This is a genomic window from Thalassospira sp. SM2505 (assembly GCF_054901115.1).
The window spans coordinates 3979556-4001185 of record NZ_CM142731.1 but is presented as its reverse complement, the minus strand read 5'-3'; the positions used below and the strand labels follow the sequence as shown (position 1 = coordinate 4001185).

Below are 21630 nucleotides of genomic sequence, written 5' to 3'. Positions count from 1 at the left end.
GACTTACCGTTTCATCTTGGGATCAAGGGCATCGCGCAGACCATCACCCATCAGGTTGAAGGCAAGCACGGTGACAAGGATGCAAAGGCCGGGGAAGGTGATGACCCACCATGCCGAACCCACGAATTCACGGGCTTCGGACAGCATGGTACCCCATTCCGGCAGCGGCGGCTGTGCGCCAAGGCCAAGGAAGCCAAGGGCAGCAGCGTCAAGGATCGCACTCGAAATACCCAGTGTGCCCTGAACAATCAGCGGTGCCATGCAGTTCGGAAGAATGTTCACGAACATCTGGCGGACATGTCCGGCACCGGCAATCTGCGATGCAATGACATATTCCTTGTTCAGTTCGGACACCACCGATGCGCGGGTCAGACGCACATAATGCGGTAACTGGACAATCGCGATGGCGAGCATCGCATTTTCAAGTCCCGGGCCGAGGATCGCAACAATGGCAAGCGCCATGATCAGGCTGGGCAGGGCCAGCATGATATCCATCAGGCGCATGATAGCGACTTCGACCCAACCGCGGAAATATCCCGCAACCATGCCAAGAACGATACCGGAAATCATCGACAGGATGACAACAAACACGCCGATAGAAACCGACAGCTGCGCACCGTGGATCAGACGCGACAGGATATCGCGGCCCACCGCATCGGTGCCAAGGATGTAACGCGGATCGGCACCTTCCATCCAGACCGGTGGTTTAAGAAATGCGGTACGGTCCTGTGCAATCGGATCAAACGGCGCAATCCATTGTGCGGTCAGCGCAAGGAACAGAATGATCGCAATGACGATCAGGCCAGCCAATGCACCGCGGTTCTTTTTGAAGTAGTCCCAGGTCTCGCGTAGCGGGCTGGGCGGTGCGCCCATCGGTTCAACAGCGGCTTCCGCCAGAGTGTTCACCGGGGCTGCGGACGGGGTATTATTCTCGCTCATCTTTCGCAGTCCCCTTAGCGTTTATGACGGATACGAGGGTTTACTACCCCGTACAGAAGGTCGACGATCAGGTTCACGGCCATGACAAGGAAGGCAATCATCAGAATGCCACCCTGAATGGTCGGATAGTCGCGACGGTTCATGGCTTCGATGATCCATTTGCCAATCCCCGGCCAGGAAAAGATCGTCTCGGTCAGGATCGCACCGGCCAGCAAAACACCGACCTGAAGGCCGATGACCGTGATCACCGGGATCAGGGCGTTGCGAAGTGCGTGGACCATGATCACGCGGATCGGGGCAAGCCCCTTGGCACGGGCAACACGGATATATTCCTCGCCGAGAACTTCAAGCATTGAGGATCTGGTCATGCGCGCGATCACGGCCATTGGAATGGTGCCAAGCGCAATGGTTGGCAGGATCATGTGGCGCAGGGCGCTGATGAATGCGCCTTTCTCGTCGCTGAGAAGCGTGTCGATCAACATGAAGCCGGTGGTCGGCTCGATGTAATACATGACTGAAAGACGTCCGGAAACCGGCGTCCAGCCCAGCGTTGTCGAGAAGAACATGATCAGAAGCAGCGCCCACCAGAAAATCGGCATCGAATATCCGGTCAGGGAAATAGACATGGTCAGATGGTCGATCCACTTTCCACGATTGATGGCAGCAAGGACACCGAACGGTACGCCAAGGCAAACGGCAAACAATATACCCGTCAGGCCAAGCTCGACTGTTGCCGGGAAGAGGACAAGAAATTCATCCAGAACAGGTTTTTTGGTGACAAAAGATTTGCCAAGATCGCCCTGGAATACACCCATCAGGTAATCGAAATACTGGACGATAATAGGCTGGTCAAAGCCGTATTGTGCCTGAAGTTCTGCGTATCGTGCTGCGTCAACACCACGTTCTCCGGCCAACATCAATATTGGGTCGCCGGGAATGAGGCGGATCAGGAAGAATACCAGAAGGGTGACACCGAAGAAGGTCGGGATGATGTCTCCCAAACGGCGAAACAGGAATCCTAGCATGCCATCGGGCCTTTTTGTGCATCCACGCGCGGTCAGGATACGGGTGGACGTCTCTCTCTATTGCGGAATTGCAAAGAGGCCCGGAAGACCGGGCCTCTTCGACAAGGTTTTAGGTGGTCTTATTCTTTGATGTCGACGCCATAGAAGATGTGACCGCCAAACGGATCAATCTTGTAGTCGACAACTTCGTTACGAACCGGTTCGAAAACGATCGAGTGTGCGATGGTTGCCCACGGTGCTTCACGCTTGAAGACCAGCTGAGCTTCTTCGTACAGACGGGTACGCTCAAGAACGTCCGAGGTGGTTTTAGCCTGCTGAATCAGCTGTTCGAATTCGTCGTTGCAGAAACGAGCGCGGTTCGAACCGCCAACACCGTCACAGCCAAGCAGAACTGCAAGGAAGTTATCGGGGTCGCCGTTATCACCGGTCCAACCGAGCATGAAGGTACCCTGTTCACCTTTTTTGGTGCGATCAAGGTATTCGCCCCACTCGTAGGACACGATTTCAGCCTGAACACCGATTTTTGCCCAGTCAGCCTGAATCAGCTCGGCCATACGGCGTGCGTTCGGGTTGTACGGGCGCTGAACCGGCATGGCCCAGATATCGGTCTTGAAGCCTTCCGGGAAACCGGCTTCTGCCAGCATGGCTTTCGCCGCTTCCGGATCATAAGGATCATCAACGGTGTCGTTGTTGTAAGACCAGATGGTCGGCGGAATCGGGTTTTTGGCAGCAGCGCCCGCACCCTGATATACACCTTCGATGATGGCGTCTTTGTTGATCGCCATGTTCAGTGCTTTACGCACTTTCACATTGGTGAACGGCTCTTTCTCGGTGTTGTAACCAAGGTAACCGACGTTCAGACCTTCCTGGCTCAGCAGGTTGATGGAAGCATCTGCATCCATTTCGGTCAGGTCAGCCGGGTTCGGGTACGGCATGACATGGCATTCACCGGCTTTCAGCTTCTGATAACGAACAGTGCTGTCCGGGGTGATGGCAAAGATCAGGTTGTCGATTGCGGCTTTGCCTTCCCAATATTCCGGGAATGCTTTGTAACGGATAACCGCATCTTTCTGATACTGAACCAGCTGGAACGGACCGGTGCCGACCGGGTTAAGGTCAACCAGTTCCGGAGTGCCGGCTTCCATCATCTTGTCAGCATATTCAGCCGACAGAACAGATGCGAAGTCCATTGCCATGTTGGCGATGAACGGAGCTTCCGGACGGTTCAGAACGAATTTTACGGTGTAGTCGTCAACCTTGACGATGTCCTTGATCAGGTCCGGCATGGACATGCCGTTGAAGTACTCGTACGAGCCGCCTGAAACACCGTGATACGGATGGTTTTTATCAAACTGACGCATGAAGGTGAAGATCACGTCATCAGCATTGAAATCGCGGGTCGGGGCGAAGTCTTTGGTGGTGTGGAACTTCACGCCTTTGCGCAGGTTGAAGGTATATTCCTGACCATCAGCCGAAACGTCCCAGCTGGTCGCAAGACCCGGAACGATGGTGGTGGTGCCGCGCTTGAACTGTACCAGACGGTTGAAAACCTGACGCGAGGACGCATCGAACGTGGTACCTGCGGTGTAAAGCGACGGGTTGAAGCCTTCGGGGCTACCTTCCGAGCAATATACCAGAGTTTTTGCCGAAGCGGCGGTCGGAGCAGCAAGTGCAGTGGCAGCAAGCAGGCCTGCACCAATCGCCACTTTGACGAAATTCGCTTTCATTAAATGCCTCCCTCAAGGCTGGTCCGAACAAGTGACTGCTGCCTACATGATCTTGAACAGGTCATGTTTGACAACGCCATATTGGAACGGACGGGGTTTACCCGATCCAACAGATATTATGTTGGCAATCGACGAGGGAAAATAATCAGGGTTTCTAGGTATCGTCAACGTTTGCTGCGTGGTTATACGTAGAAAGCCCTTGGTCGTTGAATGATGAATTTATGTCAAGTGTTTGTTATTTTTATGAAATTCACTCCCCCATTTGCGTATAGGAGCTGTGCATTTTTTTCGGGGCTCGGACGTAATTAAGGAATATCACTTCATTCGGATGTGCATTTGAACGATTCATAATCCGTTGAAATTTAATGATTCGTTCGATTTGATACCTTGTCCGAGCCCCGGTTTCCTATCTCAGGGTAGTATGAAGTTCAGAGATTTGCGCGATATCGGTGTTCCATGCCGCAACGAACCGATAAACATCTGCACCAAGTGACGGCCATGCATGGAACATCAGTCCCGCATCGCGCAGCTTTGCAGCAAGCTCTGCGGGCAGTTTTACAAACAGCTCGTTGCCGTCTTTTGGATGGGCCAGGGTCGCGCCGCGTCCGATCAGAAGATCGGCAAGGGCGGACGCTGCCTGATTGGCATGTGCTGCATTCTTGAGCCAGACGTCATTTTTGACATAGGCCAGAAGCTGTGTGGCCAGATAGCGATGTTTGGAATGCAGATGGCCACTGCGTTTGCGCGCCTGTTCGATCCGGCCTTTCAGGCTGGTATCAAACAGAACAATGGCATCGACCGCCATCGCGCCGTTCTTGGTCGCGCCAAAGCTGATGGCATCAACGCCTGCTTTCCAGGTGATGTCGGCCGGATGGCAATCAAGATGAGCAACTGCATTGGCAAAGCGTGCACCATCCATAAAAAGACGCAGATCATGTTTCTTGCAGATGTCACCAATGGCGGTCACTTCCGCCGGGCTATATACGGTGCCCAGTTCCGTTGCCTGCGTGATCGCGACACATTCCGGGGCAACCGAATGGACCCCGCGATTGACCTGACCGGAAATAAAGGCATCAAGTGCCGTTGCTTCAAGTTTGGCCGTTGGCCCATCCATCGGAAGAAGCTTTGCCCCGCCGGTGAAAAAGGCAACACCGGTGCTTTCGTCTTCATTGATGTGGGCTTCGTGGTGACAGACAACGCCGCCATATGGTGTGACAAGGGCTGACAGGCTGATGCAGTTTGCCGCAGTCCCGGTTGCAACGGGAATAACCGCAACCTCCTTGTCAAACAGATCGGAAAATGTGCGATCAAGCTGCTGGCTGATTTCGTCGCTACCATAAGCCGGTGCATTGCTGCTGGCTTCAAGCGTCAATGCTTCGAGAACTTCCGGGCAAAACGGGGACACATTGTCGGAGGCAAAGTTCATATTCTATCTCGCAATATCTTGGTGGCATTCAGCGTTTGCAAAGCTGAGAATGATTTAACGTGGTTATCCCATGCAAATGCCGATGATGGCAAATCTGCGATGTCATCCAATCGACTGTGGCAGCGATTTGATCAGTTCAATCGGGCTGTTCCAGGCACACACAAAACGGTATGCGTCCGGGCCGATGGAAGCCCATGGGCGAAACACGATCCCCGCATCCCGCAGGCGTTGCGCCAGATCGTCATTCATATGAATGAAAAGTTCGTTGCCTTGCGGCGGGAACGCGGCTGTGGCGCCCATATTCTCAAGACTTTTCTGCAAGGCTTTGGCGGCCTCATTGGCGTGGCGCGCATTACGTAACCAAAGATCATCTTGGACATAGGCCAGAAGCTGGGCAGCAAGATAGCGGTGCTTTGAAAACAGATGACCGCCGCGCTTGCGGCTTTTTTCCGTGTGACGCCGCAACTTCGGATCAAACAGGATGATGGCATCAACGGCCAGGGCTCCGTTTTTGGTCGCCCCGAAGCTTAAAACATCGACACCCGCTTTCCAGGTGATATCAGCCGGATGACAGTCAAGGGCTGCAACCGCATTGGCAAAACGTGCGCCATCCATAAAAAGGCGCATGCCGTGTTTCTGGCAGACATTACCAATCGCCTGAACTTCCGCAACGTCATAGACGGTCCCGAACTCGGTGCTTTGGGTTATGGCAACGCATTCGGGGTCTACTGAGTGCATGCCATTTGAAATATGTGACCCCAGACAGCGATCAAGCGTATCTGCCTCTATCTTGGCAGATGGCCCGTCAATGCCAAGCAGTTTGGCACCACTGCCATAGAAAGCCACACCGGTTGATTCCGTCATATTGATGTGGGCGTGATGATGACAAACAACGCCGCCAAACGGTGACACCAGCCCCGAAAGCCCGACCAGATTTGCAGCCGTTCCTGTCGCCACCGGTATAACGCAAACGTCGGTTCCGAACAGGGCTGAGAAGGCCGCATCAAGTTGTCGGCTTTTGTCATCCGCGCCATAGGGAAGGGCGGCACTTTCGCTTTCCGCAGCGATAGCATTGAGAATTTCGGGGCAGATGGGCGAAACATTGTCAGATGAAAAGTTCATCGGGAACCTCGGTGACGCAATGGGGCGATTGGCAGTTCGACAAAAAGGCAGACTTCAGACGTCTAAAATCATCAGATAGCAGAGTGTTGGGATAAAGCTGATTTGGCAAGTATCGCTATTTGCTTGTCGCGATAAACACACCATCCCACTCGACCGGTGGCGGGGTTTCCCGGAATGTCACGATACGATCGGAATACATGTCATAAAGGGCTGCCAGTGCACCGACACCACGCGATGCCTGACGACACTGGTCAAGCAGTTCCTCTGCCTTGTCCCATTGTTGCGTACGATAGGCGTCCAGCATTGACTTGTGCAATATCTGACAGTTCCTGAATTCTTCTGTCTGGCAAAGTTTGGCACCGCCAAGCAGGGCAAAGATATGCACAGCTTCGCTTTTGCCTTTCACCGCAATCAGATCGAGTTCCAGTGTGGCAAAATCATTCTCGACACGTTTGGCAACATCTTCACCCAGAACGATGTCAACGCCGTAATTTTTCGACTGCCCTTCAAGACGGGAGGCCAGATTGACCGCATCGCCCAGAACAGAATAATCGAACCGCTGATCCGATCCCATATTGCCAACAAGGCAGTCACCGCAATTGATCCCGATGCCAATGTTAAGCGGCAGGAACTTTTCATTGTCACGCTTGGCTTCGCCCAGACGTTCGGCATTGAGGTGATCAAGCGCCTCACGCATGGCAAGTGCGCTATCACACGCATGATGGGCATGGTTTTCAACATCAAGTGGTGCATTCCAGAAGGCCATGATGCAATCGCCCATATATTTGTCGATTGTGCCTTCCCGATCGAGAATGCATTTGGTCAGTGGTGTCAGAAGCCGGTTGATCAGGCGCGTCAAACCCTGCGGGTTGGATTTGAACCCCTCGGAAATCGAGGTGAAACCGCGGACATCACAAAACATCAAGGTCATGTCTCGGGTTTCACCACCAAGCTTCAATTGTTCCGGGTGGCGTGACAATTGATTGACCAATGCCGGGGACAGATAGTTCCCGAAGGCAGAGCGGACCTGCCGCCGTTCGCCTTCGGTGCGTACAAAGCCGATGGAGCTGGTCGCCAGATAAACAGCCAGCAAGCTGACCAGCGGATAGACCGGATCAATCAACAGCAATTTGGCATCATATGCCCACCATGAAAATCCGGCGGCACCAAAGGCCAGTGTTCCGCCGATCACCGCAGGCCAGACGGCACCAAGTCGTGGAACGGCAAGAACAAAAAACAGGCCGATCAGCAAAAGAACAAAGCTTTCCGTTTCTGCGGCCCAATATGGGCGGGTCAGGAAATGGCCCAGCAACATCTGTTCAAGCATCTCTGCATGCACTTCTACCCCCGGCAAAACCCGATCAAGCGGTGTGGACCGCAAGTCAAGCAATCCTGCCGCACTGGTGCCGATCAGGACAATCGTGTCGCGAAGGCTTTCCGGTGGCAGAGTGTCATTCAAGACATCAAGCGCCGAGATATAACGCTGTTTCTCACGGCCGGTGAAATGAACCCACATATATCCGGCATGATCGGTGGGAATGGTAATGGCACCGACCCTGATGGCCTCGATACCCTCTGACCGGGTCCAGCGTGAACTGCCACTTGCCCCGGACATCCGCACATTCATGGTTTTCGGGGCATCCTGAAGAACGCGAAGCATTTCCATCGATAACGTCGGATAAACAGGCATGCCAATCACGGGCAGGTCGTAATCCAGTGCCGCCAGTAGCGGAACCCTGCGCACCACACCATCCTGTTCCGGTGACACATTCACCAGCGCATTGCCACTTGCCGCATTTTCTATGATATCGAGGTTTTTGGCCGCACCGGGCAGCACAGCAATAAAGTCGGAAAGTTTTCTTCCTGCTTCACCCGATGTACTGAAATTGCCGATTTGCCTTGGCGGGGTTTCCAGTTTCTTGTTGCTCAGCTGGATTGCCGTAACGACTTGTCCTGTACCCTGAATGAACTGGGCAAACAGTTTGTCATGATCTGGCAGTTTATCGGCAAGGGCGGTTATTTCGTCGCTTTCCGTGCCCTTGGGCCAGTCCTTCACCACGCGGGCCGGGGATGTTCTGTCGGGCTCGGCAAATACCACGTCAAACCCGACAACCCGCGCGCCGGCCGAACGCAAACGATAAACCAGCCCGGCCAGACGGGTACGTGGCCATGGCCACTGCCCCAGTTCTTCCAGACTTTTTTCATCAATGTCGATGATACGAACACCAACATCTTCATATTGGCGCGGCGCGATGCGCTGATAGGTGTCAAACACGCTCAGGCGCATCTTGTCCACAAATGGAACATCCTGCCACCGCAAAAAGATGCAGATCAGCAGGATGCCCAAAGGAAGCAAATAATGCAGTATGCGCAGCAGGCTGTTCTTGGTCAGACGCATGGTGCAAACAACTGCCCGTCAATCATCAATTCAACGTCGCGGAACCAGATGCACCGGCGCTGACTGCAGTTGTTGTAAGCTTGAAATCAACATTCTTCGCATCTGTAAAGGTTGCTGTGGCGTTGCATCCACCACTTGTGCAATTGCCGCCGCTATCAGGCGTAAAGTCGCTGCCGGAAAATTTTACTTCGCCGGTTGAACTGGAGAAGTCGACTGTGTTTGTCTTCATCTCGCCCTCTGACACAGCGGTTAGAAATGCACCGCCATCCTGAATATTCTGGAACGTGATCGACAATTGTCTCGTCGCGAAATTCACAGCAGTGACAAAGTTATAAGACAGGCTGCCGCTGCTTACAGCGATGGTCCCCGACGTAAAGGTGCCGGTTGATATCTGACGCATCCCGTCATAGGTGAAAGCGCTGCTTCCGCTGTTGCTGCTACTGCTATTGTTTGTGCTATCGACATTGCCGAGAATTGAAGTGATTTCACTTTGTGATTTAGATGCACTCGTGGCACCGACTTGTGCCAGGGCAACTTCAATGGTACCGGCCATTGCAGCACCGGTTTGCGCATTGGCCTGTTGCGCCTGTCCGGGCGTCACACTTGCCTGTTGGGATACACTTGGTGCGGTTTGGCGCGACCCTGAACCGGAAGTTCCATCCTGATTGTCGTTGTTTGAAGCGGTCCGGACAAGATTGGTTGAGAAATCAAAGGTTGCGGCTTCTGCGGGGAAGCGTGCGGGCTCTGTAACAACATTGGTGCCAACAAAGACACCGAAATTCTCGCCGGTAATGTTTTCGCTATTGCCGTTCATATCGGTTACGGCAAACGCGCCGGGGCGCGATGTGGTGTCATTGCGTTCAAGACCCGGCCCCTGGTTAACCGCCATAAACACCATCTGGTTGGCGTCATCCGGGTTTAAGGTATCAAACGAACCGGGGATGATTTCATTGGCCTGCTCGGTCGAGACTGATCGGATCAGCCCGATGGTGCCGCGAATACCGATTGATCCAACCGGAAGATTGATATCCATGCTTGCCGGGTTGTTGAGCGGTATCTTGCCCGTTACGAAACGCATGACACCGCGGGCCATGTCTGCGACGATGCGACCATCACCGGTTGCCGGATCGTAGACAAACTCGTCAATGGCGACGTCACTGTTCGGTCCGATGGTAAAGACTGTTTCGTCCAGTAAGAGGACTTGCATGCCCGAATTCGGCGACGTGATGATCCGGTCCCCAAGATAAACGGGCATCCCGCTTTCAACCAGAACACCGATTTCGCCCGTCACTTTGTTAAGCGTGACATCACCGGTTACGGCGGCGGATACGCCTGCCATCTCGACGGTGATTTCAGCTTTTGCCGGTGCGCCAAGCAGAATGGTCAGCGCCATTGGCATGCCGATGGCTACATTTCGTGCAAGGTGCGTAAATTTTCTCTGCAAACGGGCGGTCATTACGTTGTTCTGCATCACTAGAACTCCCATCGCCGGGTCAGGTAAAACTGTGCCCTGGCATTGTGATATTCATAGTTGGGAATGTTCGATTTGGTATTCAGATATTCGCCTGTGATCGACCAGTTAACCGGTGCGAGCAGGTCATAGATCTGATTTGCCGTTTTGCTATCCCCAAACAAGTCCGATGGCAGTATTTGTGAAAGTGGCGCGCCATAGGTCAATCTTGTCCGTGCACTGCGATCCATCCGGTGTTGTGGCGAATTGCCGGTCACCAGAAAGTCAGGATCACGATAACGGTCGATCCCATAACGGAAACTTCCACTTATGTAACTTCCCCCGCCAAACAGATAAGCATGGATCAACTCGCCGCTCAAGCTGTCATAGCTGTAATAATTGCGTGCCGCCTCTTTTTTGCCCGCAAAAAGATTAAAGGTGGTGCGGTTATTCGGCGTCCATGTGTAATTCGATCCCAGTCTGGTGCCATAGCGCTGACCGGAATGTAAACGCAGTGCGCTTGATTCACTGGTATTCTGATAGCGTTCATCGGCATAGCTGACATCACCGTTCAGGTTAAAGAACGGACGCGGGTTCCAGTCCAGACGCAGCCGCCCGGAACGTGACGTGAGGTATTTTTCCTTGCTAAGGGACTGCACGGTCTGGTTCAGCGTCGGTGTAAGCATCCAGTAACCACCGCGAATGCGGCTTCCGACATCGACCGAGAACGACCCAAGGTCAAGAGAGTCAAGCTGCACCTGATCACTGGCATAGCCCGTCACGGCGGCAAAGATTTCGTGACCTTCCTGATAACCAAGATCATAGCTGACGTCATAGCGAAGGGCGCCGACATAGGCGATGTCGTTCCTCGGTTTGTCAGCTGATGCCGTGATGTTGGTCAATGTGCCGGTGACCAGTTGCTGCTTGTCATTGGGGGCGGCGTTCCGGTTGCTGTCGACTTGGGACCCCAGAGTCAGTGTCACGGATTGATGCAACCGTGCGCGCCGCCGTTCGATGGCATTGATATATTTATCAATGTCAGCCGCGACCTCGGGCGAGACATCCATCTGGCGCAACCGGTCAAACTGCGTGCGCGCTTCATCAAGGCTATCAAGGCGATAAAGCACAATGGCGTAATAAAGCCGCACCGGTGCCAGTTCGGGATCAAGAACCAGAATGCGCTCAAGTGTGGCTGATGCGCCGCGTACCTCACCGCGGGCGAGCTGCGCCTTGGCCCAGCGGAAATTCAGAATAATGTCGTCGGGATTGGCAAGGATATCGGCATAGGTAATATCCCCGCCATCATCGGTGCGAAGCAAAAGGTTTGCACGTTCGGTGACGTCACGCAGTCTGTCAAAATCGTCGGAAAGTTGACGTGCTTCATCGGTTCGCACATCGACGCTCTGTTGTGCGTTGGCACCACCAGTCGCCCCCATCACCAGTGCAACGAGTACAGCTGAAACTGCCGTACCCTGCCGCCATCGGCTTGTATTCAAGTTTTCCCCCAAACTTTCTCGGATTTTCGCGGCATCAGTTTCGGTTCTGCACCGTCAGACCAGATGACTTGGCCGAGCTGCGGACCGCCAAAATCGGCATAATCTTCTTTTGACAGATTATGAACTATGGTGATCCGATGTAAGCCATTCGGGTGAAGGGTAGGGATAGTGTAGGTCGTATAGTTTTTATATACGTAAAGATCTCAGGGGTGCTGTGATCAGCACCCCGGAGATCTTTTAAGATGTGAGAACAAAACTATACTGCAGTGCCGCCGACGGTCAGACCATCAATGCGCAAGGTCGGTTGTCCGACACCGACCGGGACCCCCTGGCCATCCTTGCCACAGGTACCAATCCCGTTATCAAGTTCCATGTCATTGCCGATCATGGAAACCTTGGTCAGGCTGTCCGGACCATTGCCAATCAGGGTCGCGCCCTTGACCGGGGCACCGACTTTACCGTTTTCAATCAGATAGGCCTCGGATGCCGAGAAGACGAATTTACCCGACGTGATATCGACCTGCCCGCCGCCGAAATTAACCGCATAAATGCCGTTCTTGACCGAGGCTAGAACCTCTTCTGGTTCCTTGTCGCCCCCCAGCATATAGGTATTGGTCATGCGCGGCATCGGGGCATGGGCATAGGATTGGCGACGACCATTGCCGGTCGATTTGACACCGGTCAGGCGGGCATTGAGGCGATCCTGCATAAAGCCCTTAAGGATACCGTCTTCGATCAGAACGGTTTGCTGGGTCGGCGTTCCTTCATCATCAATCGAAAGCGAGCCACGGCGATCATGAATGGTGCCGTCATCAACAACCGTGACGCCCGGTGATGCGATGCGCTGTCCCAGAAGGCCGGCAAAGGCCGAAGTGCCCTTGCGGTTAAAGTCACCTTCAAGGCCATGGCCAATCGCTTCATGCAGCAAAATACCCGGCCAGCCCGGTCCAAGCACCACGGTCATTTCACCGGCCGGTGCGGCAACGGAATCAAGATTGACGATGGCCTGACGCAGGGACTCATCAACGGCCTTTTTCCAGGTTTTTTCGTCAAAGAAACCATCATATCCGATACGACCGCCTTCTCCGTGTGATCCGGTTTCCATACGGTCACCCTGTTTGACGACAACCGATACGTTAAACCTTACCAGCGGTCGGATATCGCCAATGCGCTGACCACCGGCACGCCAGATCTGGACAGCCTGCCAGTTACCGGAAATCGATGCCGATACCTGCACAACGCGCGGATCACGCGACCGGGCATAGGCATCAATCTGTGCCAGAAGATCAACCTTGGCTTCAAAGGTGGCTTCGCCCAGCGGGTTCACATCGGAATAAAGCGAGATATTGGTGCCGATTGATCCAAGATCGACCTTGCCCGAACGTCCGGACCCAACCGCCTTGACGGTTTCGGCGGCACGTGCAACCGCATCATTGGACAGTTCGTTGGAATGCGAAAAGGCGGTGGCTTCATCGGCAACAGCGCGAAGACCAAAACCCTGTGCTGTGTCAAAATTCGCACTGCGCAGACGCCCATCATCCCAGACCAGACTTTCGGACTGGCGATATTCAAGGAACAGTTCCCCGTCTTCTGCCGCGCCAAGCGCGTCATTGACCTGCGTTTCAAGCCGCTCGCGATCAAGATCACCTTTGGCGAAAAACAGATTATCAGTGGTGCGCAGATCGGTCATGGAACCTCCTTGAGGGCCGGAATTGTTCGGCCAGAGAAAATGATTTTCCCCAAAAGATAAAAGCACTTGTGACAGTATTTTCCCTGACGTTTTTGGGACTTTCTGTCACATTGAACTTTCGTCTATACAGGTACTGTCAGCGTTCGGTCAGAAACCGCCACTGAACGCTTTATATAGACCGCAATGGCCAATTATGAAAGCCCGTGGCAATGTTTGTCGAACATCCCCAGCGTGTCGCCCTTCATAACGAAATTCATGCCCGCCCGTTTGGCGGTGTCAGCAGCCCGACGCGATGTTCCTGCATTGCTTTTCACGCAGGCGAAGAGCTTGATGAAGACGTCCGGGACCATTTCATGACGTTCTGCAAGCGCTTCAGTCTGACGCCGCCCGCACCGGATCAGAAATATTACGAAGCTGCCTGTGACGGCTTTTCCGTCATTTGGGAACGTCACGCGGAATTCACGGTCTACGTGTTCAAGCGCATGGAGCCGTTCGATAACCCGTTCGAAGACCCGGTCATTAATCTGGTACCCCAGGACTGGCTGTCGGAAACGCCGGGCCAGTTGATGGTCGGACTTCATATCGTGGTTGAGAAAACAGACAGGACCGAAGAAGAGATTTCACGTCTGTTTGATCATAATGGCCTGACCGGAAGTCGGGTTCTGGGCGGTACGGCGCAAATCTGGACCGATTTTCGTCTGCATGGGGATGGCTTTGGTCGCATGCTGGTCAAGGATCTGGGCATGGAGCAGCTGCAGGCCGGGCGTCTGGTGCAGCGTCTCAAGGAAATTGAAGTTTATCGCATGATGGCGCTTCTTGCTTTTCCGATGGCCCATTGCGCAACGCCCAAGGTGTCCGAGATCGATACGCGCCTGTCGGAAATTACCGCTGAAATGGCCAGCAAGACCCAAACCAATGACGAGGAAACCTTGTCAAAGTTGACGGATCTTGCAGCCCAGACCGAAGAAATGGCCGCGTCGCTGAATTATCGTTTCAGTGCTGCGCGTGCCTATTACCGGATCGTACAGGCCCGCCTGAACGAGCTTCGTGAAGAACGTATCGAGGGTGTCCAGACCATTACCGAATTCATGGAACGTCGCCTGGCTCCGGCCATGCGCACCTGCCAGAATATCGGGGATCGGCTGGAAGTGCTGTCAAAACGTGTGGCGCGCGCCAATAACCTTTTGCGTACGCGCGTTGATATCCTGCTTGAGGCACAAAACCGCGATCTTCTGGCCAGCATGGATCGCCGTGTGAAATTGCAACTGCGTCTGCAACAAACTGTTGAAGGTCTGTCTGTTGCCGCGATTACCTATTATGCCGTCGGGCTTTTGGGGTATTTGTTCAAGGCGATCAAGGATACCGGTGTTCCGATCAATGACCGTGTGGCAACCGGGATTGCTGTGCCGGTTGTCCTTGCGATGATCTGGTTTGCCACCCATCGGGTGAAAAAGGCACTGCATCAGGCCGATAGTTAAGTTGAAGATTTTGGAATTAAAAAAGGGCAGCACCTGTCTGCCCTTTTTTGTTTTTGGGAAACGCGACCTTAAGCGACGTCGCGCAGCTTGTACGCGGCATAGGTTGCTGTTCCGACCAGTACCACCGCACCCGCCTGATGGGCAACGCCAAGCGGTAGCCAGATGACGCTGAGCAGGGTCGAGATGCCAAGGGCGACCTGAAGGCAGGCGGCGGCCAGAACAAGGTGCGTGGCAAAGCGCTGATCAGAAGTCAGGTTCCATTTTCCAGCCCTCCACCAGAACACGATCACCATCACAAAGGTCAGTTTCGCCAGCCAGCGATGATCCCACTGCACCGTCATGTGGTCTTCAAACGGGGCCAGCCAGGCCGGATCAAACACGAACAGGCCATCGGGGATAAGCTGCCCATCCATCAGCGGGAAGGTGTTAAAGGCATAACCGGCATCAAGCCCGGCAACAAAGCCGCCTGAAAGGGCCGTAAAGACGATCAGTCCCAAAAGCTGCCAACTGCGTTTGGAGGCATTTGTACCAATGGCGCGCGGTGCAAGCTGTTGCAGGCCGACCCATAAAAGAGCGATGAAAATCACCAGCGCCAGTCCGAAATGCGCGGTCAGGCGATACTGGCTGACATCGGGACGATCCACCAGACCGCTCATCACCATATACCAGCCCATCAGGCCCTGAAGACCGCCCAGAATGAAAAGGCCCCAAAGCTTCCACTTGGTGGCGCCATCAATCGACTTTTTGGCAAGGAACCAGACGAACGGGATAAAGAACACAACCCCGATCAACCGACCCCAAAGGCGATGGATGAATTCCAGCCAGAAGATCGATTTGAAATCTTCGACCGACATCCAGGCATTGATTTTCTGGAATTCCGGATATTGGCTGTATTGCTGATAAAGGGCGGTCCAGTCGGCTTCATTCAGTGGCGGGATGATGCCGGTAAACGGACGCCATTCAACGATTGAAAGTCCCGATTCTGTCAGGCGCGTCAGGCCGCCAATCACCACCATGATAAAGACCATTGCCGCACAGCCAAACAGCCAGATGGCGACATTGCGATGGGCAACGGGGGATATGGCCGGGTGATCGGTCAGGGCGGGGGCGGCACTGCTTGGCATCGGGACGCTCTCTTGATCGTTAGTCTGATCGGCATGGTTATGCCGGATTTTGGCCCAATATAAGGGCATTTTTGAAAAATTGCAGGAAAAGCTTTACGCGGGATACCCGGTCTTTGGATCAGATAATTCGCTTCAAATAAAACACTATTAATTGTGTTGTATAATTATAAAACACATAAAAAATGTATTGAATATTTTAATTTTCACACCCATAGTCATGGACAACAAACAGAAACTTCTTTTTAGAGGATCGACGATGTTTCCCATCAATCTGGACCTGACGCGACTTTCGGTCGCCTTGGTCGGGAACGGTCAGGCAACCCTGAACCGTTTGCGCCAGTTTGACGGTGATGGGGCAAAATACGTCACCGTTTACTCGGAAAGCCCGATACCCGAACTGGTCGATCAGGCCGGTGATCGCCTGCATCGCTATTTGCCGAATTCGGCAGATGTGAATGCGGCATCCATCATGTTCATTGTCGACCTTGGCGAAGAAAGGGCCGCCGAACTTGCCGCCATTGCCAAGGCGGTCGGCACCATCGCCAATGTCGAGGATGTTAAGGAATACTGTGATTTTTTTTCACCAGCGCGTGTTCAGCGCGGTGATCTGATGATCACGGTTTCGACCAATGGTCACAGTCCGCGTCTGGCCGGTCGTATCCGTCGGGCCATTGAAAACTGGCTTGTACCGACCTGGGACAGGCGGTTGCGTGAACTGTCTGATCAGAGAGAGAAATGGAAAGCAAGCGGCGCAGATATGCAGACCTTGCTTCAAAAGACCGACGAATATATCGATCGGCGGAGATGGTTGCCATGAATGTAATGCGTGAAGAAGATATTGTTTCGGGCGGCTCAATGTCGGTCGAGGAAGCAACTGATCGCGCTCGGCGCCTGCTGGACAAATATGGTCACTTGCAGGGCGTATCGCTGATCGAGCCGATGGTGCATGAGGAATTCAAGGGCCGAGTGACCATGACCTCGTCGTTTGGGACCGAGGCGGCGGCTTTGCTGGCACTGGTTGCCGAAGTCGATCGCAACTTGCCGGTCATTTTCCTTGATACCCGCAAGCTGTTTGGCGAAACCCACAAATATCGTGAACAGCTTGTTGATCAGCTGGGCCTGACCAACATCAGGATCATGCGCCCGGACGAGGAAAAGCTGAAAGCCGAAGACCCCAACGGCATGCTGTTTGCCTCGGACACCGCCAAATGCTGCTATTTGCGCAAGGTCGAGCCGCTTCAGCGTGCGCTTGAGGGCTATGACGCCTGGCTGACCGGTCGCAAAAGGTTCCATGGCGGTGAACGTGATGCGCTTCCGGTGGTTGAACCAGCCGGTTCGCGGATCAAGATCAACCCGCTTGCCGGTTACAAGCGCGAAGATATCGACGATATCTTTGAACATCGTGCGTTGCCGCGCCATCCGCTTCAGGCCGAGGGATTTCTGTCGATTGGCTGCATGCCGTGCACGGACCGTGTTGATCCGAATTCAAGCGATGTCCGTGCCGGTCGCTGGGCCGGTCAGGACAAGACCGAATGCGGTATTCACTACATCATCTAAGCGTATTGATGCCTTAACGAAAAACCCGGCCAGATGGCCGGGTTTTTTGATTAGATCGTGATGCCCTGAAGCTTTCGGAACAGGGTCACGGCATAGCGGTCCGTCATGCCCGAGATGTAATCCATCACCCGCATCAGGCGGCTGTAAAGATCGGGTGCCTCGGACAGTTTCCCGGCCAGAAGCTTGTCAATCCGGTCGGCCTGCGGCGGCAGGCGCTTGCCGTGATTTTTATGTTCATCAAGGTCAATGGCCGCACGCACAAAACTGTCGAGCAAACCGTTAATCACCTCGAACCCGGCCATCTCGATTGGCAGGACATGGGGGGCGTTATAAATCTTTTCGACCGCCAGTTTCTTGCAGGCCTTGGCATGCGGACCAAGCGGCGTGTTGGCCAGCAAATCACCTTCAAGCGTTCCGGATAAAAGCGCATCTTCATTGGCGATAAAGGCATCAACAGCGGCTTTCACCAGATTGCCAATCGCCTTGCCGCGCAGGAAGCCGATCCGGTCATTTTCCGATTTTTCGGCATACCATTCCTCGGAACGCAGGTCCTGCCAGCGTTGTTCGGCATCGCCGTCGTATTTTTCCGGGTGTCGGGCAATCGGGGCCAGTGCACGTTCGACTTCTTCAAAGCTCACACAGCCCAGTTCCCAGCCATCTTCAAGATCGACCACGGAATAGCAAATATCGTCGGCCGCCTCGACAAGATAGACCAGCGGATGACGCCGCCATGCCCCATCAAACCCGTCAAGCGGTGACAGCCCGCAAACCCGCGCAATGGCGAAGGCAATATCGCGTTCCGCCTGATAATAGCCGGGTTTTTTAAGGCCGGTATATTCGCGGCGCCGACTATCGGGGACCGAGGTACTGCGCGGATATTTGATAAAGCTGCCCAGCGTCCCGTAAGTCAGGTTAAGTCCGCCATCAAAGCGTTTCATTTCAAGCTGGCTGATGATGCGCAAGCCTTGCGCGTTGCCTTCGAAGTGACGCAGGTCTTCAAGTTCAGGCCCGGATAGTCGCGAGGTCAGCTCATCCTTCGCAAGGCGGGATGTTGTGAACCATTCATTGATGGCATCTTCGCCGGAATGGCCGAATGGCGGGTTGCCGATGTCATGGGCAAGGCAGGCTGCCTGAACCATATAGCCGATATCGGCCACGGTTGTTCCGGACCCTTCGGGAAGATTGGCAACGATATGCGCACCGGCCATCAGGCCAAGCGACTGCCCGACCGATCCGACTTCGATCGTGTGGGTCAGGCGGGTATGAACGTGGTCATTTTCCGAAAGCGGATGCACCTGTGTCTTGTTCTGAAGACGGCGGAACGAGGATGAAAAGATCACCCGGTCAACGTCGATCTGAAACGGGCTTCTGCCATCGGGGGTGGGATAGGGGGCGCCTTCGGGAAGACGAATCTTGCCATCCCGAAATTCCAGTCGATGTGAAGAAAGAAGGGTTTCCCAGCGCATTTTATCGCCAGACCCCTGCGCAGACGACGCCAATGTCATGGCGGTGCTACCCCTGTCCGTGTCATGTGTTCCAACTTGGCAATGACTTTAACGGCCCGGGGAGTCCGGTGCAATCGGGCAAAGTGACTTCTTGCCGATTGCACCGCCAATTCTGCCTGATCGGGCTATGGCTTAGCCAAAGAACCAGCTTCGCGGATCGTCAATCGGACGACCATTGAGCGCACGCAAAAGCCCGACAACATTACGCCCGATAAACCAGGCCGTGGTGTAAAGCCCCATCAACCCGACAACAGCCCAGCCCAAAAGCGGGATCCAGCCAATCACAAAGGTAAAGAAGCCCAGAATGATGGCGTAAAGGATGCTGATCCAGAATGTCCGGATCACGAATGTATAATGGCTGTTGGTCCAGTGATTGTCTTCTTCGCGCGCGATATAGGACACGATCAGCGCAATAAGCCCGGTGGCAAAGGCCGTAAACAGGGTTGCAATCATCAGCCCGTAACAGACAAGGGCCGTGTTCCCGCCGCGCTCGTCAACATAGCGCGGCGCATTGTCAAAAGACGCATCCTGACCGTGGATATGGTCGTTCATAGACGTATTCCTACAAAAGTTATCGCAATCCCCATCGCGTCTTTTCCATCATATAGCGTGAAAGTTTAAAAATGCTATGTCGGGTTGATGAAACTGTTGCCGGTTTTGGAACCTCACGGGCCTTCACATGAAATTTACGACGGCTTTGCTTGGTTTTGCCTCGACTTTGGGAATTATCGCCCTACATTTGGCGCCATGATGTCAATTGACCGAAAATAGGGATTTCCGCATGTCGGACTATGATTTTGATCTGTTTGTGATCGGTGCCGGGTCGGGCGGTGTTCGTGCCGCACGCGTGGCATCGGGATATGGCGCAAAGGTCGCCATCGCCGAAGAAAGCCAGGTCGGTGGCACCTGCGTCATCCGTGGCTGTGTGCCCAAAAAGCTTCTGGTCTATGGTGCGCACTTTGCCGAAGACTTCGAAGATGCGTCCGCTTATGGCTGGACCCTTCCGGGGGAGCCTACCTTTAGCTGGAAGACGCTGATCGCCAACAAGGATGCCGAAATTGATCGCCTGAACGGCATTTATAAACGGCTTCTGGCGGGCTCGAATGTCGAGCTGTTCGAACATCGCGCGACCTTCAAGGATGCCCATACCCTGATCGTTGGTGATCGTGAAGTTACCGCCGAGCGCATCCTGATTGCCGTGGGTGGTCATCCGACCAAGCCCGATCTTCCGGGGGGTGAACACGCCATCACCTCGAACGAGGCATTCTATCTTGAAGAATTGCCCAAGCGTGTTGTTGTTGTCGGTGGTGGTTATATCGCGGTCGAGTTCGCCGGTATCTTTGCCGGTTTGGGATCACAGGTGACCCAGCTTTATCGCAGCGAACAGATCCTGCGCGGCTTTGACAACGATATCCGCAACCATCTGGCCGAGGAAATCGTCAAAAAGGGCATCGATTTGCGGGTGAACACCAATGTCACGGCGATTGAAAAGCAGGCTGATGGCAGCCTGTCACTGACCTTGACCGATGGTTCGACGCTTGAAGCCGATCAGGTGATGTTTGCCACCGGTCGTGCGCCCAACACGGCGGGTCTTGGCCTTGAAAATGCCGGTGTCGAGGCTGACGAACGCGGTGCCGTCAAAATCAATCAGGGCCTTCAGACCACCACGGAAAACATCTATGCCGTTGGCGACGTGACTGACCGCGTGCAACTGACCCCGGTTGCGATCAAGGAAGGCATGGCCTTTGCCGATAGTGTCTATGGCGGCAAACCCTGGCATATGACCTATCAGGCGATCCCGACCGCCGTGTTCAGCCAGCCGCCTGTTGGCACTGTTGGCCTGTCCGAGGAAGAAGCGCGCGCAAAGGGCGGCGAGGTCGTGATTTTCAAATCCACCTTCAAACCGATGCGCCACACGCTTTCGGGCCGTGATGAAAAAACGCTGATGAAGCTGATTGTCGATAAGACCACCGACGTTGTGCTTGGGGCCCATATGGTCGGCCCCGATGCAGCCGAAATCATTCAGGGTATTGGTATCGCAGTCCGCATGGGCGCAACCAAGGCCCAGTTTGACCAGACCGTTGCGGTTCATCCGTCCGCGGCTGAGGAATTCGTCACCATGCGGTTCCCGGTCGAATAATCGGTAACTTTAACGCAGTTCATTAAAGGCGGCATCCCGGCAAGATGCCGCCTTTCTTGTCATCGGAAGGTTTGTCGTGTCAAAACGGCAACGGCGCGTTATCGACCACTTCCTTCATGACAAAGAATGTCCGGGTCTGGCGAACGCCGGGCAGGGCGATCAGTTGGTCGCCGTGCAGGTGATTGAAATCGGCCATATCGCGGACCCGAATTTTCAGGAAATAGTCGAAGTCGCCCGCCACCAGATGACAATCAAGGATGAACGGCATTTTGCGACAATTGGCTTCAAACTCGGCAAAGCTTTCCGGGGTGGAGCGATCAAGGACCACACCCACAATCACCAAGGCCCCCCGGTCGACCTTTTCCGGTGCGATCTGGGCGCGGATGTTTTTGACATAGCCTTCTTCAAACAGCTTTTGCGTTCGACGGTGGCAGGTTGCCGCACTGACATTGACTTGTTTGGCAATTTCGGCGTTGCCCATGCGGCCATCGCTCTGGAGCAGGCGCAAAATCTTGTAGTCGATCTTGTCTGGCTCAAAAGACATGAAAGAACC

17 protein-coding genes are annotated in these 21630 nt (G+C 54.1%); 4 read left to right on the top strand and 13 right to left on the bottom strand.

The window, feature by feature from the left end; all coding sequences use genetic code 11:
• Positions 1-3: 3 nt before the first annotated feature.
• From ACTU44_RS18785 to tldD, 9 genes are all read right to left on the bottom strand, one after another.
• Positions 4-939 carry an ABC transporter permease subunit gene (locus ACTU44_RS18785; RefSeq protein WP_181850325.1) on the bottom strand — a complete coding sequence of 312 codons (936 nt, stop codon included), beginning with the start codon at positions 937-939 and terminating at the stop codon, positions 4-6.
• A 14-nt stretch (positions 940-953) separates the two neighbouring features.
• On the bottom strand, positions 954-1964 hold the full coding sequence (locus ACTU44_RS18780) for an ABC transporter permease subunit (RefSeq protein WP_114098958.1): 1011 nt from the start codon (positions 1962-1964) through the stop codon (positions 954-956).
• Between the two features lie 119 nt (positions 1965-2083).
• Positions 2084-3691, bottom strand: a complete 1608-nt coding sequence (locus ACTU44_RS18775) for an ABC transporter substrate-binding protein (RefSeq protein WP_114098959.1) — start codon at positions 3689-3691, stop codon at positions 2084-2086.
• A gap of 406 nt (positions 3692-4097) precedes the next feature.
• Positions 4098-5117: a threonine aldolase family protein gene (locus ACTU44_RS18770; protein ID WP_114098960.1), complete on the bottom strand. Its 1020-nt coding sequence runs from the start codon at positions 5115-5117 to the stop codon at positions 4098-4100.
• Positions 5118-5219: 102 nt separating this feature from the next.
• Entirely contained in the window at positions 5220-6239 is a 1020-nt protein-coding gene (locus ACTU44_RS18765; protein ID WP_114098961.1) for a threonine aldolase family protein, read from the bottom strand.
• A gap of 115 nt (positions 6240-6354) precedes the next feature.
• Entirely contained in the window at positions 6355-8637 is a 2283-nt protein-coding gene (locus ACTU44_RS18760) for a CHASE2 domain-containing protein (RefSeq protein WP_462096093.1), read from the bottom strand.
• 25 nt (positions 8638-8662) lie between these two features.
• Positions 8663-10108: a FecR family protein gene (locus ACTU44_RS18755; RefSeq protein ID WP_258548746.1), complete on the bottom strand. Its 1446-nt coding sequence runs from the start codon at positions 10106-10108 to the stop codon at positions 8663-8665.
• 2 nt (positions 10109-10110) lie between these two features.
• On the bottom strand, positions 10111-11583 hold the full coding sequence (locus tag ACTU44_RS18750) for a tetratricopeptide repeat protein (RefSeq protein ID WP_114098963.1): 1473 nt from the start codon (positions 11581-11583) through the stop codon (positions 10111-10113).
• Positions 11584-11839: 256 nt separating this feature from the next.
• On the bottom strand, positions 11840-13273 hold the full coding sequence (tldD, locus tag ACTU44_RS18745; protein ID WP_114098964.1) for a metalloprotease TldD: 1434 nt from the start codon (positions 13271-13273) through the stop codon (positions 11840-11842).
• Positions 13274-13482: 209 nt separating this feature from the next.
• Here tldD and ACTU44_RS18740 point away from each other — a divergent pair, with 209 nt between their 5' ends.
• On the top strand, positions 13483-14751 hold the full coding sequence (locus ACTU44_RS18740) for a DUF3422 family protein (RefSeq protein ID WP_114098965.1): 1269 nt from the start codon (positions 13483-13485) through the stop codon (positions 14749-14751).
• A gap of 68 nt (positions 14752-14819) precedes the next feature.
• Here the strand turns inward: ACTU44_RS18740 and ACTU44_RS18735 are convergent, their stop codons facing one another.
• Positions 14820-15875, bottom strand: coding sequence for a COX15/CtaA family protein (locus ACTU44_RS18735; protein ID WP_114099049.1), 1056 nt, complete (start codon positions 15873-15875; stop codon positions 14820-14822).
• Positions 15876-16131: 256 nt separating this feature from the next.
• Between ACTU44_RS18735 and ACTU44_RS18730 the strand changes: the two genes are divergently transcribed.
• Both ACTU44_RS18730 and ACTU44_RS18725 read left to right on the top strand, forming a co-directional pair.
• Positions 16132-16692, top strand: a complete 561-nt coding sequence (locus tag ACTU44_RS18730) for a precorrin-2 dehydrogenase/sirohydrochlorin ferrochelatase family protein (RefSeq protein WP_114099051.1) — start codon at positions 16132-16134, stop codon at positions 16690-16692.
• Entirely contained in the window at positions 16689-17432 is a 744-nt protein-coding gene (locus tag ACTU44_RS18725) for a phosphoadenylyl-sulfate reductase (protein WP_114099050.1), read from the top strand. Before ACTU44_RS18730 ends, ACTU44_RS18725 begins: the two co-directional genes overlap by 4 nt.
• A 50-nt stretch (positions 17433-17482) precedes the next feature.
• Here the strand turns inward: ACTU44_RS18725 and ACTU44_RS18720 are convergent, their stop codons facing one another.
• Both ACTU44_RS18720 and ACTU44_RS18715 read right to left on the bottom strand, forming a co-directional pair.
• Entirely contained in the window at positions 17483-18937 is a 1455-nt protein-coding gene (locus ACTU44_RS18720) for a deoxyguanosinetriphosphate triphosphohydrolase (protein WP_258548747.1), read from the bottom strand.
• Positions 18938-19069: 132 nt separating this feature from the next.
• On the bottom strand, positions 19070-19489 hold the full coding sequence (locus ACTU44_RS18715) for a DUF4870 family protein (protein WP_114098966.1): 420 nt from the start codon (positions 19487-19489) through the stop codon (positions 19070-19072).
• A gap of 229 nt (positions 19490-19718) precedes the next feature.
• Between ACTU44_RS18715 and gor the strand changes: the two genes are divergently transcribed.
• Positions 19719-21077, top strand: a complete 1359-nt coding sequence (gene gor / locus ACTU44_RS18710; protein ID WP_462096092.1) for a glutathione-disulfide reductase — start codon at positions 19719-19721, stop codon at positions 21075-21077.
• A 79-nt stretch (positions 21078-21156) separates the two neighbouring features.
• Here the strand turns inward: gor and ACTU44_RS18705 are convergent, their stop codons facing one another.
• Entirely contained in the window at positions 21157-21621 is a 465-nt protein-coding gene (locus ACTU44_RS18705; protein ID WP_114098968.1) for an Lrp/AsnC family transcriptional regulator, read from the bottom strand.
• Positions 21622-21630: the final 9 nt, after the last annotated feature.

Excerpts from the sequence above, each read along its gene's own strand:
- ACTU44_RS18785 (WP_181850325.1), bottom strand. The coding sequence starts at position 939 with ATGAGCGAGAATAATACCCCGTCCGCAGCCCCGGTGAACACTCTGGCG.
- ACTU44_RS18780 (WP_114098958.1), bottom strand. The coding sequence starts at position 1,964 with ATGCTAGGATTCCTGTTTCGCCGTTTGGGAGACATCATCCCGACCTTC.
- ACTU44_RS18775 (WP_114098959.1), bottom strand. The coding sequence starts at position 3,691 with ATGAAAGCGAATTTCGTCAAAGTGGCGATTGGTGCAGGCCTGCTTGCT.
- ACTU44_RS18770 (WP_114098960.1), bottom strand. The coding sequence starts at position 5,117 with ATGAACTTTGCCTCCGACAATGTGTCCCCGTTTTGCCCGGAAGTTCTC.
- ACTU44_RS18765 (WP_114098961.1), bottom strand. The coding sequence starts at position 6,239 with ATGAACTTTTCATCTGACAATGTTTCGCCCATCTGCCCCGAAATTCTC.
- ACTU44_RS18760 (WP_462096093.1), bottom strand. The coding sequence starts at position 8,637 with ATGCGTCTGACCAAGAACAGCCTGCTGCGCATACTGCATTATTTGCTT.
- ACTU44_RS18755 (WP_258548746.1), bottom strand. The coding sequence starts at position 10,108 with ATGCAGAACAACGTAATGACCGCCCGTTTGCAGAGAAAATTTACGCAC.
- tldD (WP_114098964.1), bottom strand. The coding sequence starts at position 13,273 with ATGACCGATCTGCGCACCACTGATAATCTGTTTTTCGCCAAAGGTGAT.
- ACTU44_RS18740 (WP_114098965.1), top strand. The coding sequence starts at position 13,483 with ATGTTTGTCGAACATCCCCAGCGTGTCGCCCTTCATAACGAAATTCAT.
- ACTU44_RS18735 (WP_114099049.1), bottom strand. The coding sequence starts at position 15,875 with ATGCCAAGCAGTGCCGCCCCCGCCCTGACCGATCACCCGGCCATATCC.
- ACTU44_RS18730 (WP_114099051.1), top strand. The coding sequence starts at position 16,132 with ATGTTTCCCATCAATCTGGACCTGACGCGACTTTCGGTCGCCTTGGTC.
- ACTU44_RS18725 (WP_114099050.1), top strand. The coding sequence starts at position 16,689 with ATGAATGTAATGCGTGAAGAAGATATTGTTTCGGGCGGCTCAATGTCG.
- ACTU44_RS18720 (WP_258548747.1), bottom strand. The coding sequence starts at position 18,937 with ATGACATTGGCGTCGTCTGCGCAGGGGTCTGGCGATAAAATGCGCTGG.
- ACTU44_RS18715 (WP_114098966.1), bottom strand. The coding sequence starts at position 19,489 with ATGAACGACCATATCCACGGTCAGGATGCGTCTTTTGACAATGCGCCG.
- gor (WP_462096092.1), top strand. The coding sequence starts at position 19,719 with ATGTCGGACTATGATTTTGATCTGTTTGTGATCGGTGCCGGGTCGGGC.
- ACTU44_RS18705 (WP_114098968.1), bottom strand. The coding sequence starts at position 21,621 with ATGTCTTTTGAGCCAGACAAGATCGACTACAAGATTTTGCGCCTGCTC.